This is a genomic window from Actinokineospora bangkokensis, assembly GCF_001940455.1.
Lineage (GTDB): Bacteria > Actinomycetota > Actinomycetes > Mycobacteriales > Pseudonocardiaceae > Actinokineospora > Actinokineospora bangkokensis.
In genome coordinates this window covers 232,008-246,751 of record NZ_MKQR01000028.1, presented here as the reverse complement: position 1 = coordinate 246,751, position 14,744 = coordinate 232,008, and the positions used below count along the sequence as shown (strand labels likewise).

The 14,744-nt window shown below is 73.7% G+C and carries 13 protein-coding genes; 4 read left to right on the top strand and 9 right to left on the bottom strand.

Annotation, left to right across the window (positions count from 1 at the left end; translation table 11 throughout):
- Positions 1 to 69: 69 nt before the first annotated feature.
- Complete coding sequence (locus BJP25_RS28210) at positions 70 to 372, bottom strand: PadR family transcriptional regulator (protein ID WP_084794638.1); 303 nt, start codon at positions 370 to 372, stop codon at positions 70 to 72.
- Positions 373 to 625: 253 nt separating this feature from the next.
- On the opposite strand from BJP25_RS28210, the gene BJP25_RS28205 reads away from it, so the two are divergent.
- Positions 626 to 4,510, top strand: a complete 3,885-nt coding sequence (locus BJP25_RS28205) for a Pls/PosA family non-ribosomal peptide synthetase (protein WP_075978054.1) — start codon at positions 626 to 628, stop codon at positions 4,508 to 4,510.
- Positions 4,511 to 4,522: 12 nt separating this feature from the next.
- On the top strand, positions 4,523 to 5,836 hold the full coding sequence (locus BJP25_RS28200) for a M1 family metallopeptidase (protein WP_075978053.1): 1,314 nt from the start codon (positions 4,523 to 4,525) through the stop codon (positions 5,834 to 5,836).
- 933 nt (positions 5,837 to 6,769) lie between these two features.
- Here the strand turns inward: BJP25_RS28200 and BJP25_RS28195 are convergent.
- The 6 genes from BJP25_RS28195 to BJP25_RS28170 form a co-directional block, all read right to left on the bottom strand.
- Positions 6,770 to 7,249, bottom strand: a complete 480-nt coding sequence (locus BJP25_RS28195) for a hypothetical protein (protein ID WP_075978052.1) — start codon at positions 7,247 to 7,249, stop codon at positions 6,770 to 6,772.
- Positions 7,250 to 7,254: 5 nt separating this feature from the next.
- Positions 7,255 to 7,857, bottom strand: coding sequence for an RNA polymerase sigma factor (locus BJP25_RS28190; RefSeq protein WP_408607235.1), 603 nt, complete (start codon positions 7,855 to 7,857; stop codon positions 7,255 to 7,257).
- A 140-nt stretch (positions 7,858 to 7,997) separates the two neighbouring features.
- Positions 7,998 to 8,285, bottom strand: a complete 288-nt coding sequence (locus BJP25_RS28185) for a protease inhibitor I42 family protein (protein WP_075978481.1) — start codon at positions 8,283 to 8,285, stop codon at positions 7,998 to 8,000.
- Between the two features lie 75 nt (positions 8,286 to 8,360).
- Positions 8,361 to 8,567, bottom strand: coding sequence for a hypothetical protein (locus BJP25_RS33810; protein WP_143219359.1), 207 nt, complete (start codon positions 8,565 to 8,567; stop codon positions 8,361 to 8,363).
- Positions 8,568 to 8,877: 310 nt separating this feature from the next.
- Entirely contained in the window at positions 8,878 to 9,177 is a 300-nt protein-coding gene (locus BJP25_RS28175) for a hypothetical protein (protein WP_143219358.1), read from the bottom strand.
- 69 nt (positions 9,178 to 9,246) lie between these two features.
- The gene (locus BJP25_RS28170; RefSeq protein ID WP_075978048.1) at positions 9,247 to 9,492 is read right to left on the bottom strand and encodes a PspC domain-containing protein; all 246 of its coding nucleotides are present in this window, start codon (positions 9,490 to 9,492) and stop codon (positions 9,247 to 9,249) included.
- Positions 9,493 to 9,607: 115 nt separating this feature from the next.
- Here BJP25_RS28170 and BJP25_RS28165 point away from each other — a divergent pair, with 115 nt between their 5' ends.
- A complete protein-coding gene (locus tag BJP25_RS28165; RefSeq protein ID WP_075978047.1) occupies positions 9,608 to 10,099 on the top strand; it encodes an ArsR/SmtB family transcription factor in 492 nt (163 codons plus the stop codon).
- The gene (locus tag BJP25_RS28160) at positions 10,053 to 10,538 is read left to right on the top strand and encodes an SRPBCC family protein (protein WP_075978046.1); all 486 of its coding nucleotides are present in this window, start codon (positions 10,053 to 10,055) and stop codon (positions 10,536 to 10,538) included. The genes BJP25_RS28165 and BJP25_RS28160 overlap by 47 nt, the downstream gene beginning before the upstream one ends.
- Before the next feature lie 20 nt (positions 10,539 to 10,558).
- Here BJP25_RS28160 and BJP25_RS28155 read toward each other — a convergent pair whose 3' ends face one another.
- Positions 10,559 to 12,763: a HelD family protein gene (locus tag BJP25_RS28155; protein WP_084794755.1), complete on the bottom strand. Its 2,205-nt coding sequence runs from the start codon at positions 12,761 to 12,763 to the stop codon at positions 10,559 to 10,561.
- Between the two features lie 221 nt (positions 12,764 to 12,984).
- Complete coding sequence (gene groL, locus BJP25_RS28150) at positions 12,985 to 14,607, bottom strand: chaperonin GroEL (RefSeq protein WP_075978044.1); 1,623 nt, start codon at positions 14,605 to 14,607, stop codon at positions 12,985 to 12,987.
- Positions 14,608 to 14,744: the final 137 nt, after the last annotated feature.

Below are 14,744 nucleotides of genomic sequence, written 5' to 3'. Positions count from 1 at the left end.
CCAGCCAAGCAGCCGGAGCGGACCAGGGCCAGCGCTGGAGCCGCGCCGACCCGCCCGCCCTCGCCTGCCCTAGTCCGCGACGTCGTCGGCCAGCTCGGTGAGCACCGCGCGGCAGTCGGCCAGCGACTTGCGGCCGCGCTTGGTGGTCCGGTAGCGCACGACGCGCTTGCCCTCGACCACCTCGGACCGGGACTTCAGCAGGCCTGCCTCCTGCAGGCGGTGCAGCAGCGGGTACAGCGTGCCGGGCGAGACCTTGTGCCCCGCCGAGGCCAGGTGCTCGGTGAACACCGCGCCGTGCGGCTCCCCCGAGGTCGCCAGGTGCAGCACGCGCAGCCGCAGCGCACCGTTGCGGAAGTCCTTCACCACGTCCATCGGTCCAAGATATCAGCCCACGATATCGGACTCCGATACCTGCTGGACGCGCTGCCGCACAAGGGCATCCGCACTGCTATCGGAATCCGATACGTGCGATCGCGTTGCCGCGCCGAGCGTTACGCGTAACTCATCTGTGTGAAACATGCCACGAACACCCCGGTCACGGCGCCCTCGCCGCGGTGACGACCGGTAATGTGCGCTGGTCAGGCTCTGCCCCCGCACCGAAAAGGTGAGAAATGCGAACGCAGCGATGACGGTGATCGAGCACACGCCGTCCCTGCTCCAGGCCGACGACCCGCTGGCCGCGGCCGCCGCGCGCGGCCTCGCGGTGTTCCGCTCCGGGCCCGAGGCCGCCCCGCGCACCCTGCTCGACGTGCTGGCCGCCACCGCGGCGCGCCACCCGGACGCCCCCGCGCTCGACGACGGCACCACCGCGCTGACCTACCGCGCGCTGCTGGCCGAGGTCGCCAGGACCGCCCAGGCGCTCGGCGCCGCGGGCGTGGGCCTGGGCGACCGGGTGGGCGTCCGCGTGCCCTCGGGCACCACCGACCTCTACGTCGCCATCCTGGGCACCCTGGCCGCGGGGGCGGCCTACGTCCCGGTCGACTTCGACGACCCCGACGAGCGCGCCGAGCTGGTCTTCGGCGAGGCCGCCGTCACCGCCACCCTCGGCGCGGGTCTGGCCATCACGACCCTGCTCGACAGCGGCAGCACCCCCGGCAACCCGACCCCTGACCACGACGCATGGGTCATCTTCACCTCCGGCTCCACCGGCAAGCCCAAGGGCGTGGCGGTCAGCCACCGCAGCGCCGCCGCCTTCGTCGACGCCGAGGCCGGGCTGTTCCTGGCCGACGAGCCGATCGGCCCCGAGGACCGGGTGCTCGCCGGGCTGTCGGTGGCCTTCGACGCCTCCTGCGAGGAGATGTGGCTGGCCTGGCGCAACGGCGCCTGCCTGGTGCCCGCGCCGCGGGCGCTGGTGCGCACCGGCGTCGACCTGGGCCCGTGGCTGGTCGAGCGGGAGATCACCGTGGTGTCCACGGTGCCGACGCTGGCCGCGCTGTGGCCCGCCGAGGCGCTCGCCGAGGTCCGGCTGCTGATCTTCGGCGGCGAGGCGTGCCCGCCCGAGCTGGCCGCCCGGCTGGCCGTCGAGGGCCGCGAGGTGTGGAACACCTACGGCCCCACCGAGGCCACCGTGGTGGCCACCGCCGCCAGGTTGACCGGCGAGGGCCCGGTGCGCATCGGGCTGCCGCTGGACGGCTGGGAGCTGGCCGTGGTCGACGAGGACGACCAGCCGGTGCCGCTGGGCGGCTCCGGGCAGCTGGTCATCGGCGGCGCGGGCCTGGCCCGCTACCTCGACCCGGCCAAGGACGCCGAGAAGTACGCCCCGCTGCCCGCCCTGGGCTGGGAGCGCGCCTACCGCAGCGGCGACCTGGTGACCGCCGAGGCGGCCGGGCTGCTGTTCCTCGGCCGCGCCGACGAGCAGGTCAAGCTGGGCGGGCGCCGGATCGAGCTGGGCGAGGTCGACGCCGCGCTGCAGGCGCTGCCGGGCGTGGCGGGCGCCGCCGCGGCCGTGCGCGCCACCGCCGCGGGCAACCAGCTGCTCGTCGGCTACGTCGTCACCCAGGACGGCTACGACGCCGCCGCCGCGGTCGAGGCGCTGCGCAGGCAGCTGCCCGCCGCCCTGGTGCCGCTGCTGGCCGAGGTCGACACCCTGCCCACCCGCACCTCCGGCAAGGTCGACCGGGCCGCGCTGCCCTGGCCGCTGGACCTCGACACCGCCGAAGCTGACACCGACGCGCTCTCAGGCACCGAGCAGTGGCTCGCCGGGCTCTGGCGCGACGTGCTCGGCGTCGCCCCGGGCAGCCCCGACGCGAACTTCTTCCACCACGGCGGCGGCAGCCTCACCGCAGCGCAACTCGTCTCCCGCATCCGCGAGCAGGCCCCCGGCATCGCCGTCGCCGACCTCTACCAGCACCCCACCCTGGGCGCGCTGGCCGAGCTGGTCGACGCCGCCGCCGCGGGCGTGCAGTCCGAGCGCGCCATCACCCCCACCCCGCGCCGGGCGCAGGTCGTGCAGGTGCTGGCGACCGTCCCGCTGCTGACCATCGTCGGCGCCCGCTGGGTGGTGGTGCTGGCCGCCCTGGCCAACCTCGCCGCCGCCACCGGCACCCTCGCCTGGGCGCCGACGACCCCGTGGTGGGCGGTGGGCACCGGCTGGCTGCTGGTCCTGAGCCCCTGGGGCCGGATGGCCATCGCCGCGGGCGGCGCCCGGCTGCTGCTGCGCGGGGTCACCCCCGGCGACTACCCGCGCGGCGGCAGCGTCCACCTGCGGCTGTGGGCCGCGGAGCGGATCGTCGACCTCACCGGCGCCACCACGCTCGCGGGCGCGCCCTGGATGACCCACTACGCCCGCGCGCTCGGCGCCAGGATCGGCGCCGACGTCGACCTGCACTCGCTGCCCCCGGTCACCGGCATGCTCAAGCTGGGCCGGGGCGCGGCCGTGGAGCCCGAGGTGGACCTGTCCGGGCACTGGCTCGACGGCGACGTGCTGCGCATCGGCCGCATCCGCGTCGGCGCGGGCGCCACCGTGGGCTCGCGCAGCACCCTGTTCCCGGGCGCCCGGGTCGGCAAGCGCGCCGAGGTGGCCCCCGGCTCCGGCGTGCTCGGCGCGGTCCCGGCCGGGGAGCGCTGGTCGGGCTCGCCCGCCAGCCGCGACGGCAAGGCCCACCAGCGCCCGGCCCGCCCACCGCGCAGGCGCCGCTGGGTGCTGGCCTACGCGGTGGCCTCGCTCGCGCTGAGCCTGTTCCCGGTGCTCGCCGCCGTGCCCGCGCTGCTGGTGCTGGGCGCGTTCGTCTCCGGCGCCGCCTCACTGCCCGCCGCCCTCGGCTGGGCCCTGGCAGGCGTGCCGGCCGCCACCGCGACCTGGTTGGTGGCCTACGCGCTGCTGGTGCTGGTCTCGGTGCGGCTGCTGTCGATCGGCCTGCGCGCGGGCCTGCACCCGGTGCACAGCCGGGTCGCCTGGCAGGCCTGGGCCACCGAGCGGGTCATGGGCCTGGCCAGGGTCGGGCTGTTCCCGCTCTACGCCTCGCTGGCCACCCCGGTGTGGCTGCGCGCGCTGGGCATGAAGGTCGGCCGCCGGGTGGAGGCCTCCACCGTGCTGGCGCTGCCGAGCATGACCACCGTCGGCGACGGCGCGTTCCTGGCCGACGACACCATGGTCGCCTCCTACGAGCTGGGCGGCGGCTGGCTGCGCATCGAGCAGGCCAAGATCGGCAAGCGGGCGTTCCTGGGCAACTCCGGGATGACCGCCCCCGGTCGCGCGGTGCCCAAGCGGGGCCTGGTCGGGGTGCTGTCCTCGACGCCGAAGAAGGCCAAGGCGGGCTCGTCCTACCTGGGCATGCCCCCGATGCGGCTGCCCCGCACGGTCGCGGGCGGCGACGAGAGCACCACCTTCGACCCGCCGCGGCGGCTGGTGCTGGCCCGCGCGCTGGTCGAGGTGTGCCGGGTGCTGCCGGTGATGGCGACCGCCGCGCTCGGCGTGCTCGTCGCCGCCGGGTTCCTGTGGCTGGGCTGGTGGCTGGGCCTGCTGCTCGGCGGGTTGCTGCTGCTCGGCGCGGGCATCGCGGCGTGCGAGGTGGCCATGCTGGCGAAGTGGCTGCTGGTGGGCCGCTTCCGCGCGGTGGAGCACCCGCTGTGGAGCTCGTTCGTGTGGCGCAACGAGCTGGCGGACACGTTCGTGGAGGTGCTGGCGGTGCCGTGGTTCGTCCCGGCCACCACGGGCACCCCGCTGCTGTCGGCGTGGCTGCGCGCCCTCGGCGCCCGGGTCGGCCGCGGCGCGTGGGTGGAGACCTACTGGCTGCCGGAGATGGACCTGGTCACCCTCGGCGACGGGGCCACGGTCAACCGCGGCGTGGTGGTCCAGACCCACCTGTTCCACGACCGGATCATGAGCATGGCCCCGGTCACCGTGGGCGCGGGCGCCACCCTGGGCCCGCACGGCATCGCCCTGCCCGGCGCCACCGTGGGCGACAGCACCACGGTCGGCCCGGCGTCGCTGGTGATGCGCGGCGAGTCGGTGCCGCCCGGCACCCGCTGGCTGGGCAACCCGATCTCGGCGTGGCCCGCGGGCCGCTGATTAGATGGCCCCATGACCGCAGGTGACCACGGGGCCCCCACCTCGGGCGACAGCTACCTGCCCGCCCACGGCAACGGCGGCTACCGGGTGCGGTTCTACGACCTGGAGCTGGACTACAAGGTCGGCCCGGGCCGCCTCGCGGCCCGGGCCAGGATCACCGCGGTGGCCACCCACGCGCTGTCCCGCTTCACCCTGGACCTGCACGGCCTGCGCGCCACCCGGGTCGCGGTCGCGGGCAAGCAGGCCAAGCACGCCCAGCGCGCCGGCAAGCTGGTCATCACCCCCGCCCGCCCCCTCCCGGCGGGCGGGGTGTTCGAGGTCGACGTCCGCTACGGCGGCTCCCCCGGGCCCATCCCCACCCCCCAGTGGGGCGACCTCGGCTGGGACCACCTCGACGACGGCGTCATCGTCGCCAGCCAGCCCCTCGGCGCCCCCACCTGGTTCCCGTGCAACGACCACCCGTCGGACAAGGCCGCCTACCGCGTCGTCGTCACCACCGGGTCGGCCTACCACGTGGAGGTCACCGGCGCCCTGACCTCCCGCCGCAGCGCCGCCTCCACGACCACGTGGGAGTACGTGCTGCCCGCCCCCACGCCCACGTACCTGCTGAGCCTCCAAATAGGACGGTACGGCACCTTCACCGCCGACACCCCCGTCCCCCAGCGCTTCGCCGTCCCACCCCGCGTCGCCGCCGCCGCCCGCCACGACTTCGCCAGGCAGGGCGAGATGATCGCCGCCTTCACCACCCTCTTCGGCCCCTACCCCTTCCCCACCTACGCCGTCGTCGTCGCCGACGCCGACCTCGACGCCCCCATCGAGGCCCAGTCCCTGTCCGTCTTCGGCACCAACCACGTCGACGGCCACCGCGGCTCGGAGAACCTCATCGCCCACGAACTCGCCCACCAGTGGTTCGGCAACAGCCTCACCGTCGCCGAGTGGAAGCACATCTGGCTCAACGAGGGCTTCGCCACCTACGCCGAGTGGCTCTGGTCCGACCTCGCCCACGGCCCCAAGGCCGACGTCCTCGCCGACCGCGCCTGGCGCTCCGTGGCGACCCAGCCCCAGGACCTCATCCTCTCCGCCCCCGGCAAGGACAACCTCTTCGACGACCGCGTCTACCAGCGCGGAGCACTCACCCTCCACGCCCTGCGCAAGGAGCTCGGCACCGACCGCTTCTTCCAATTGGTCCGGGAGTGGACCCGAGAGCACGAGCACGCCACCGTCACCACCGACGCCTTCGTGGCCTTGGCCGAGCGCCACGCGGGCAAGTCCTTGGCCCCCCTCTTCACCAACTGGCTGCACACCACCGCCCTACCCCGCCTCTAGCCTCTTCTTCCCCGCTTCGCTCTCTCCACGCGCTTCGCTACTTCCTGGCGCTTCGCGCACCACTACGCGCTTCGCGCGGCCTCGGCGCTTCGCGCCCACTCAGCGCTTCGCGCATTCCCCTACGCGCTCCGCACACTATTGGCGCTTCGCGCCCCACAGTGCGCTTCGCGCATCCCCCGCGCGCTTCGCGCCCGCCGCCCCTGCCCACCGCCGCCCGAGCGCTGCTTGTGCAGCAGCGCAACCACCCCGCTGACGCAACACGCGCCACTCGGACTGCTCGATGGGGTGGTCTTGTTTGGTCGGGGGAGGCGATCATGTGCTACCCACGGCGGGGGGTGGGGCCGCAGGCCTCACCTTTTCCCCACCCCGAGCACATGATCGCCGTAGGGGCCCCGACCAAACGAGACCACCACATCGAGCACGCCCTTCAGGTCGCGGTCTTTCCTCCGGGGCGGAGCCCCGGGCACCGGCCTGCGGCCGGTCGTGAAAAGAACGCCTGATCTGAGAGAAGAGCCCGGCTGGGTGGACTTGCTTGACCGGGGCCCCTATGACGATCATGCGCTGTCGGGCGGGAAAAGGCGGGCTGAAAAGACGCCCGCCCGTCCCGTGTGGGTAGCACATGATCGTCACCCCCGGACAAGCAAGTCCACCCACCCGGGCACACCGTTGGCGGGTGCGGTTGGGCGGGTGGTTGCGCTGCTTTGAAAGCCGCTTGAGGGTGCGGTTGTGGGGGTGGTTGCGCTGCTGCGAAAGCGGCTTGGGGGCGCGGTTTGGTGGGTGGTTGCGCTGCTCAAAAGGGGGCTTCGGGGGCGGCTGAAAGCCGCCTGTGGGTTTTTCCTGTGTGGGGTGGTGCTGTCGCGAAGCGGCCTTGGGATTGGCCTCGACGTGGGAACCGTTGCGCGAGAGGGGAAAGGGGGACTGCTCGGCGTGCCGCTAGAGCACGACGGTGGGGGTGACGACGGTGCGGGGCTTCTGGCCGCCGGTCATGCGGACGAGGATCTGGGTGGTGCCGCGGGGGACTTCGGTGAGGACGAAGCGGCCGCCCTCGTCGGCCGTGGTCTTGGCGGAGTCGTGGTCGGCGACGCGGACCTCGACGGCGTGTTCGCCCGCGGGGACGAGCCAGCCGTCGATGCGCTGCCTCTCGCCGGTGCGGGTGACGTTGACCATGACGGTGAGGTCGCCGACGAAGAAGGTGATGGTGCCGGGGGCGCCGCCGCGCACGCCCGCGAGGGGGCGGGAGTCGGCCCAGCGGGCGGCCTCCAGCTCGACCTCGGCGTCGATGTCCTCGATGGCGAGGGCGAACTGGGTGCGCTCGACCAGGCCGGGGGGGACCGGGTCGAGGTCGTCGACCAGGTGGGCCACCTCGGCCAGCCAGTGCTCCCGCTCGGCGGGGTCCATCTCGTGGTCGTCCATGGTCCTCATCTGCCACCGTCCCCCTCGTCGTACAGGTCGCGCAAGTTCTGGATGCAGCGGCCGCGGGTGGGGCCGATGCTGCCCCTGGGCATCTGCATGGCCTCCGCGACCAGGCGGTACTCCGCGCGGCCGTCCAGGACGGTGAGGCGCAGCAGCTCCTGGCAGCGCTGGGGCAGGGCGTGGAAGGCGCGCCACAGGCGGTGGTCGCGCTCGCCGCGCAGGGCCTCGGCCTCCGGGAGCGGTTCGGTGCTCTGGACGCCCTCGGCGACCTCGGGGGCCAGCTCGACCTCCGCGGCGCCGCGGCGGCGGGTGCGGACCGCCTCGCGCTTGGTGGTGATCACCAACCAGCCCACCAGGGCCTTGGGCTCGGTGACCTTCTCCAGGTTGCGCAGCAGCGTGAGCCACACCGTCTGCACCACGTCCTCCGCGGCCGAGCGGTCCAGGCCGACGCCGCGGGAGATGTTCCACACCAGCGGGGTCAGGTCGGCCACGAGGGCGTCGAGGCCCGACTTGTCGCCTGCCCTGGCCGCCAGCAGGCAGGCCGCGTGGCGGTCGACGCCCTGCAACCCCTCCCACGGCGGTGGATCGGTCCCGACCGCGCTGATCACCTCGTCCACCCCACTCCTCGTCGTCCGGGGTCGTGCTCGCCGGTGGCGACAAGTGCATCGAACCAGGAGGTCCGGGCGCGCGGGCACCTGCCCGGTATCACCCGTCCGGGCTAAGCACCCGTCGTCGACCGGCGTCCGGCCTAGGGGGCGTGCAGCACGAACGTGAACGCCTGCGCCGCCTCGCCCTCCCACGGCCGCGCCAGCTCCACCCGGAACTCGTGCAGGCCCGAGGCGGTGACGGCGAAGGTCAGCGTGCGCCCGCCCGCGGTGCCCGGCCGGTCGGCGACCAGCCGCAGCGCCTCCGGCAGCAGCCAGCGCCAGCCCAGCTCGGCGGCGGGGCAGGCGGGCAGCCGCAGCTCCACGGTGTCCCCCCGGCACACCCCGGTCAGCCCGTCGGCGTTCGCCGACGACAAGCGCACCACTGCCATCGCCCGCTCCTCGCCCGTGTCCGCGGTGGCGGAGCGGGCCCCCTGCGCCCGCTCCGCCGCCACCGTGTCCCCCGCTCACACCAGGATCTGTTCGATCCGGCCCACCGCGTCCACGCGGTAGTCCACCAGGCGCCCGTCGTGCGCGGCCCCCACCGCGGCCACGACGAGGCGGTCGAACCCCTCCCCGGGGCACAACCGCGTCCACCCGGTCCCCTCGACCCAGACCCAGACCCCGGTCGACGCGTCGTGCGACCACAGCCGGGTGAGGGTGCGCCCCCGCACCCACCCCCCGGCCGCGGTCGCCCGCGCCGGTCCGGCCGCGCCCCCCGGCGCGGACCGGACCCCTTCCCCCCGTGCCGACCGGGCGGCGCTCCCCCGCACCGCCGCGGCCGACCCGGACCCGCCGCCCACCCGGCCCCCAGCCCTGCCGGGCGCGACGCGCACCGCGAGATCCGGTGCGCTCGTGCTGGTCGACATGGCTTCCTCCCCCGGGTGGTCGGCTCGTCCGGACACCCACTAAGAGCCGGGGCCCCGACCGGGGATACACCGCACCGCGGCGAATTTGCGCCGTGTCAGCGTTGCGCCAGATCGGTCAGCCGCGCAGCAGCAGCGCCAGCACCACCACGGCGAGCGCGCCGCCGAGCAAGACCGCGCCGCCGCCCGCCAGCAGGATGGCCCGGCTCGTGCGGCCCCGCGCCGCCAGCACCACGCCCAGGGCCAGCGCCACCAGCAGGATCCCGGCGAAGGCGGCGAGCGCCGCGCCCGGGTTCCCGCTCAGCAGCGGACCCGCCAGGGCAACCGCGAACGCGGTGGCGCTTCCCGCCGCCGCCAGCAGCGCCGCGGCGGCGAAGACGACGGCCCGCGCCACACCTGTCCGCTGCTCGCCGCCCACGCCCACAGGCTAGGGCCTGCCCCCGGGGAGGTGCCGCAGGCTCGTCCGCCCCTGTGGCAGGCGCACGACCTAGTACGCCGGGGCGTCCTCCTCGGGGATGAGGATCCACGCGGCGAGGTAGATGAGGGCACCGGCGCCGAACCCGAGCAGGGTCGCGGCGACGAGGCCGATCCTGACCAGCGCCGCGTCGACGCCCAGGGTCTTCGCGAGCCCGCCGCACACCCCCGCGACCATCTTGTCGGTGCGGCTGCGGCGCAGCGTGCGCGTGGTGGTGGCGGTGTGGCCGTTCAGGTCGCTGTCGCTGTCGTTCGTCATGGCACCAGCCTGCCGGGCCGCGGCCGCGCCGCCATCGGGGAACGACCCGGGTTCCCGGCTCGGGGTGAACCCTGACCGTTGACGTATACCCATATGGGTATGTATTGTTCCCCGCATGGCGAGAGCACCGGCCGCGGCGGACGCGTTCACCGCGGTGGCAGAGCCCCGGCGCAGGCAGATCGTCGACCTGCTGGCCGCCGGGGAGCGCTCGGTCTCCGACCTCGTCGAGGCGATGGGCGTCGTGCAGCCGCTGGTGTCCAAGCACCTGCGCGTGCTGCGCGAGGTCGGCCTGGTCGAGGTGCGGGAGGTCGGCAGGCAGCGCCTGTACCGGTTGAACGGGGCCCCACTGCGCGAGGTCCACGACTGGGTGAAGCAGTACGCGCGCACGTGGGAGCGGCGGTTCTCCGCCCTCGACGACGTGCTGCGCGACCTCACCCTGGAGCAGGGCGCCGCGCAGGCGGACGGCGAGCAGGACAGGCCCGAGCAGGACAGGCCCGAGCAGGACAGGCCCGAGCAGTACAGACATGAGCAGGACGAGAACGAGCAGGAGGAGCACGGAGATGGCGATGGCGACCAAGGGCACGGCCGTGGTGACGACCCCCGGTGACACCACGATCCTCATCACGCGCGAGTTCGACGCGCCCAAGCACCTGGTGTACCGGGCGTGGACGGAGCCGGAGCTCATCGCCCGGTGGTGGGCGGGCGACATGGGCACGGTGACCTCGGTCGAGGTGGACCTGCGCGTCGGCGGCACCTGGCGCTACGCCATGGTGGCCGAGGGCGGGTTCGAGGTGGCCTTCCACGGCGAGTACCGCGAACTGGTGCCCGACGAGCGGATCGTGTCCACCGAGGTCTACGAGGGCGCCCCCGAGGGGTTCGCGGTGAACACCCTGACCCTCACCGAGGCGGACGGCCGCACGACCCTGACCGTCCTGGTGGAGCACCAGAACCAGGAGCACCGCGACATGCACATCAACTCCGGCATGGAGCACGGCATGCAGACCTCGATGAACCACCTGGAGGAGGTCGCGATCTCCCTGCGCTGACCGGTGGCGGCCCGGGCGCGTCAGGCCCGGGCGGCCATCGCCCGCAGCGCGGGGGGCAGCTCCTCGGCGTGCACGACGCCGAGCCGCTGGGTGGCGCGGGTCAGCGCCACGTACAGGTCGTTGAGCCCGCGCGGGGACGCCGCGACCACCGCGGCCGGTTCCACCAGCAGCACCGAGTCGAACTCCAGGCCCTTGGCCTCCCGCACGGTCAGCACCGCCACCTTGCTCTCCAGCTCGGGGTGCTCGCCGACGGCGGCGTCCGGCACGGCGGACTTCACCGCCGCGCCCACCTCGTCCACCAGCGACTCCGGCACCAGCACCGCCACGGTGCCCGGCGCGGTCGCCTCCTCCTTGGCCAGCTGCGCCGCGGTCTCGGCCAGCGACGTCGTCCGCTGCGCCCAGGGCAGCACCCCGGTCTCGCGGACGGGGGCGGGCGGCGCCAGGGACGTGCCCAGCTCGGCCAGCACCTCGGTGGCGAACTCCGCGATCTCGGCGGGGGTGCGGTAGTTGACCGTCAGCTCGGTCAGCCGCCACCGGTCCTCGACGTAGGGGCCGAGGATGTCCTCCCACCGCGTCGACCCGGCGAGGTCGCCGGTCTGCGCGACGTCGCCGACCAGGGTCAGCGAACGGGACGGGCAGCGGCGCATGAGCACCCGCCACGCCATCGCCGACAGCTCCTGGGCCTCGTCCACGATGACGTGCCCGAAGGTCCAGGAGCGGTCGGCGGCGGCGCGCTCGGCGGCCGTGCGGTGGTCCTCCTCCTCGGTGCGCTGGGCGAGGCGGTGGGCGTCGATGAGGTCGTAGGCGGTGAGGATGTCGGGGTCGGCGTCGTCCTGCATCTGCAGGATGTCGAGCACGCCCTGGGCGTAGTCGCGGGCGTCGCGCTCCTCGGCGGCGCGCCGGGCCCTGGCCAGCCGGTCGTCGACGCCGAGCAGCTCGGCGGCCTCGTCCAGCAGCGGCGCGTCCGCCGGGCTCCAGCCGTCGCCGGGGGCGCGCAGCAGCAGCGCGCGCTCGTCGTCGGTGAGGTCGGGGAAGGCGACCGCCAGCCGCTCCGCGCTGGTGTAGAGGTCGGCGAGCAGGTGGCGCGGGGTCAGCTGCGGCCACAGCCGCTCGATGGCCTCCTGCACGTCGTCGTCGTCGGCCAGCTCGCGGCGGATGTCGGCCAGGTCGCCCTCCTCCAGGAACTCCGCGCCGAGCCGGTCGGCCTCCTGGCGGGCCAGGGCGGCGACGACCTCGGCGGCGAAGATCGGCCGGGCCTCGTTGTGCGGCTTACGCGAGCGCCGGGCGCGGTCGGCGGCGGCCCGCACGGTCGGGCCGTCGAGCACCAGCTCCTCGCGCTCGAAGATCAGCACCACCGGTTCCTCGGGCACCACCTGCCGGTCGCGCACCGCCCGCTTGAGGGCGTCGATCACGTCCAGCCGCCCCTTGATCAGCGCGGCCCGCGGGTGCTCCGCGCGCGTGGCCCGCACCCCCGGGTACAGCTCACCCACGGTTTGCAGGAGCACCCCCGTCTCACCCAGCGACGGCAGCACCTGCCCGATGTACTTGAGGAACGTCTGGTTCGGGCCGATCACCAGCACGCCGCGCCGGGACAGCTTCTCGCGGTGGGTGTAGAGCAGGTAGGCGGCGCGGTGCAGCGCGACCGCGGTCTTGCCGGTGCCGGGGCCGCCCTGGACCACCAGCACGCCGGTGAGCCCGGAGCGGATGATGTCGTCCTGCTCGGCCTGGATCGTCTCGACGATGTCGGACATCCGGCCGGTGCGGGTGGCGTTGAGCGCCGAGAGCAGGGCCGCCTCCCCGGTGACGCCGTCGTGCACGTCCTTGCCGGTGGCCAGGTCCAGCACCTCGTCGTCGACCCCGGTGACCCGGCGGCGCGAGGTGCGGATGTGCCTGCGCCTGCGCACGCCCTCCGGGTTGGCCGCGGTCGCCAGGTAGAACGGGCGCGCGGCCGGGGCGCGCCAGTCCATCAGCAGCGGTTCGTAGTCGCCGCGCTCGTCGTAGAGGCCGATGCGGCCGATGTAGCGCGGGCCCGCGTCGGTGAAGTCCAGGCGGCCGAAGCACAGCCCGTTCTCCACGGAGCTGTACTGCGCCAGCGCGGCGCTGTGGTGGGCGGTCTCGGCGTCCCGCTCGGTCATCGCGGTGGTGCTGCTGCTCTTCTCCGCGAGCGCCTGGGCCAACCGCCGGTCCGCGTCCGCGCGCAGCCCGTCGAGCCGCGCGTACAACATCGAGACGTACTCCTGCTCGACGTCGATCTCGGTTGACAAGTGCCCTCCACCGGCTTATCATCACTTCCACGACGCCGATTTCCCGGCGTCTTTTTTCTTTTTCGCGGAAGTTCTGACACTACCGCGTCCCGGCGCCCGCCTGCCACCACCGCCCGCGCACGCGCCGGGGCCCCGGTCCGCTGGTGCGGACCGGGGCCCCGGTGGTCGTGCTCAGGCCTGGATCAGAAGTCCATGCCGCCGGTCGGGTCGCCCGCCGGGGCGGCCGCGGCCTTCTCCGGCTTGTCGGCCACGACGGCCTCGGTGGTGAGGAACAGCGCGGCGATCGACGCGGCGTTCTGCAGCGCCGAGCGGGTCACCTTGGTCGGGTCCGGCACGCCCGCGGCGAGCAGGTCCTCGTACTGGCCGGTGGCGGCGTTGAGGCCGTGGCCCTGGGGCAGGCCCTTGACCTTCTCCACCACGACGCCGCCCTCAAGGCCCGCGTTCACCGCGATCTGCTTCAGCGGCGCCTCGACGGCCACCTTGACGATGTTGGCACCGGTGGCCTCGTCGCCCTCGAGCTTGAGGCCCGCGAACGCGGCCTCGGCGGCCTGCAGCAGGGCCACGCCGCCACCGGCGACGATGCCCTCCTCCACGGCGGCCTTGGCGTTGCGCACCGCGTCCTCGATGCGGTGCTTGCGCTCCTTGAGCTCGACCTCGGTCGCCGCACCGGCCTTGATGACCGCCACGCCGCCGGAGAGCTTCGCCAGGCGCTCCTGGAGCTTCTCGCGGTCGTAGTCGGAGTCCGACTTCTCGATCTCGGCGCGGATCTGCGACACGCGACCGGCGATCTGCTCGGCGTCACCGGCGCCGTCGACCACGGTGGTCTCGTCCTTGGTGACGACGACCTTGCGGGCCTGGCCCAGCAGGGTGATGTCGGCGTTGTCGAGCTTGAGGCCCACGTCCTCGGAGATGACCTGGCCACCGGTCAGGATCGCGATGTCCTGCAGGATCGCCTTGCGGCGGTCGCCGAAGCCCGGGGCCTTGACCGCGACGGACTTGAAGGTGCCGCGGATCTTGTTGACGACCAGGGTGGCCAGCGCCTCGCCCTCGACGTCCTCGGAGATGATCAGCAGCGGCTTGCCCGACTGCATGACCTTCTCCAGCAGCGGGAGCAGGTCCTTGACCGAGGAGATCTTGGAGCCGTAGAGCAGGATGTAGGGGTCCTCCAGGACCGCTTCCTGGCGCTCGGCGTCGGTGACGAAGTAGCCCGACAGGTAGCCCTTGTCGAAGCGCATGCCCTCGGTGAGCTCCAGCTCCATGCCGAGCGCGTTGCTCTCCTCGACGGTGATGACGCCTTCCTTGCCCACCTTGTCGATGGCCTCGGCGATGAGGTCACCGATGGAGGAGTCACCGGCGGAGATCGACGCGGTGGCGGCGATCTGCTCCTTGGTGTCGATCTCCTTGGCGGACTTGTGCAGCTGCTCGATCACGGCCTCGACGGCCTGCTCGATGCCCCGCTTGAGCGACAGCGGGTCGGCACCGGCGGCGACGTTGCGCAGGCCCTCGCGCACGAGCGCCTGGGCGAGCACGGTGGCGGTGGTGGTGCCGTCACCGGCGACGTCGTCGGTCTTCTTGGCGACCTCCTTGACCAGCTCGGCCCCGATCTTCTCCCACGGGTCCTCGAGCTCGATCTCCTTGGCGATCGACACACCATCGTTGGTGATGGTGGGCGCGCCCCACTTCTTCTCCAGCACGACGTTGCGGCCGCGCGGGCCCAGCGTCACCTTCACGGCGTCGGCGAGGGTGTTCAGTCCGCGCTCGAGACCGCGGCGCGCTTCCTCGTCGAACGCGATCAACTTGGCCATTGCGGTGTGGTCCTCCACTGATCGACAAACACCTGCGGCCAGGCGGTGCCCGCGACGGACGACCGGCTGCTGAGCCGGCCTCACCACTCCCGACCTAGTCTGTTGGCACTCGGCGACCCCGAGTGCCAACACGTGTT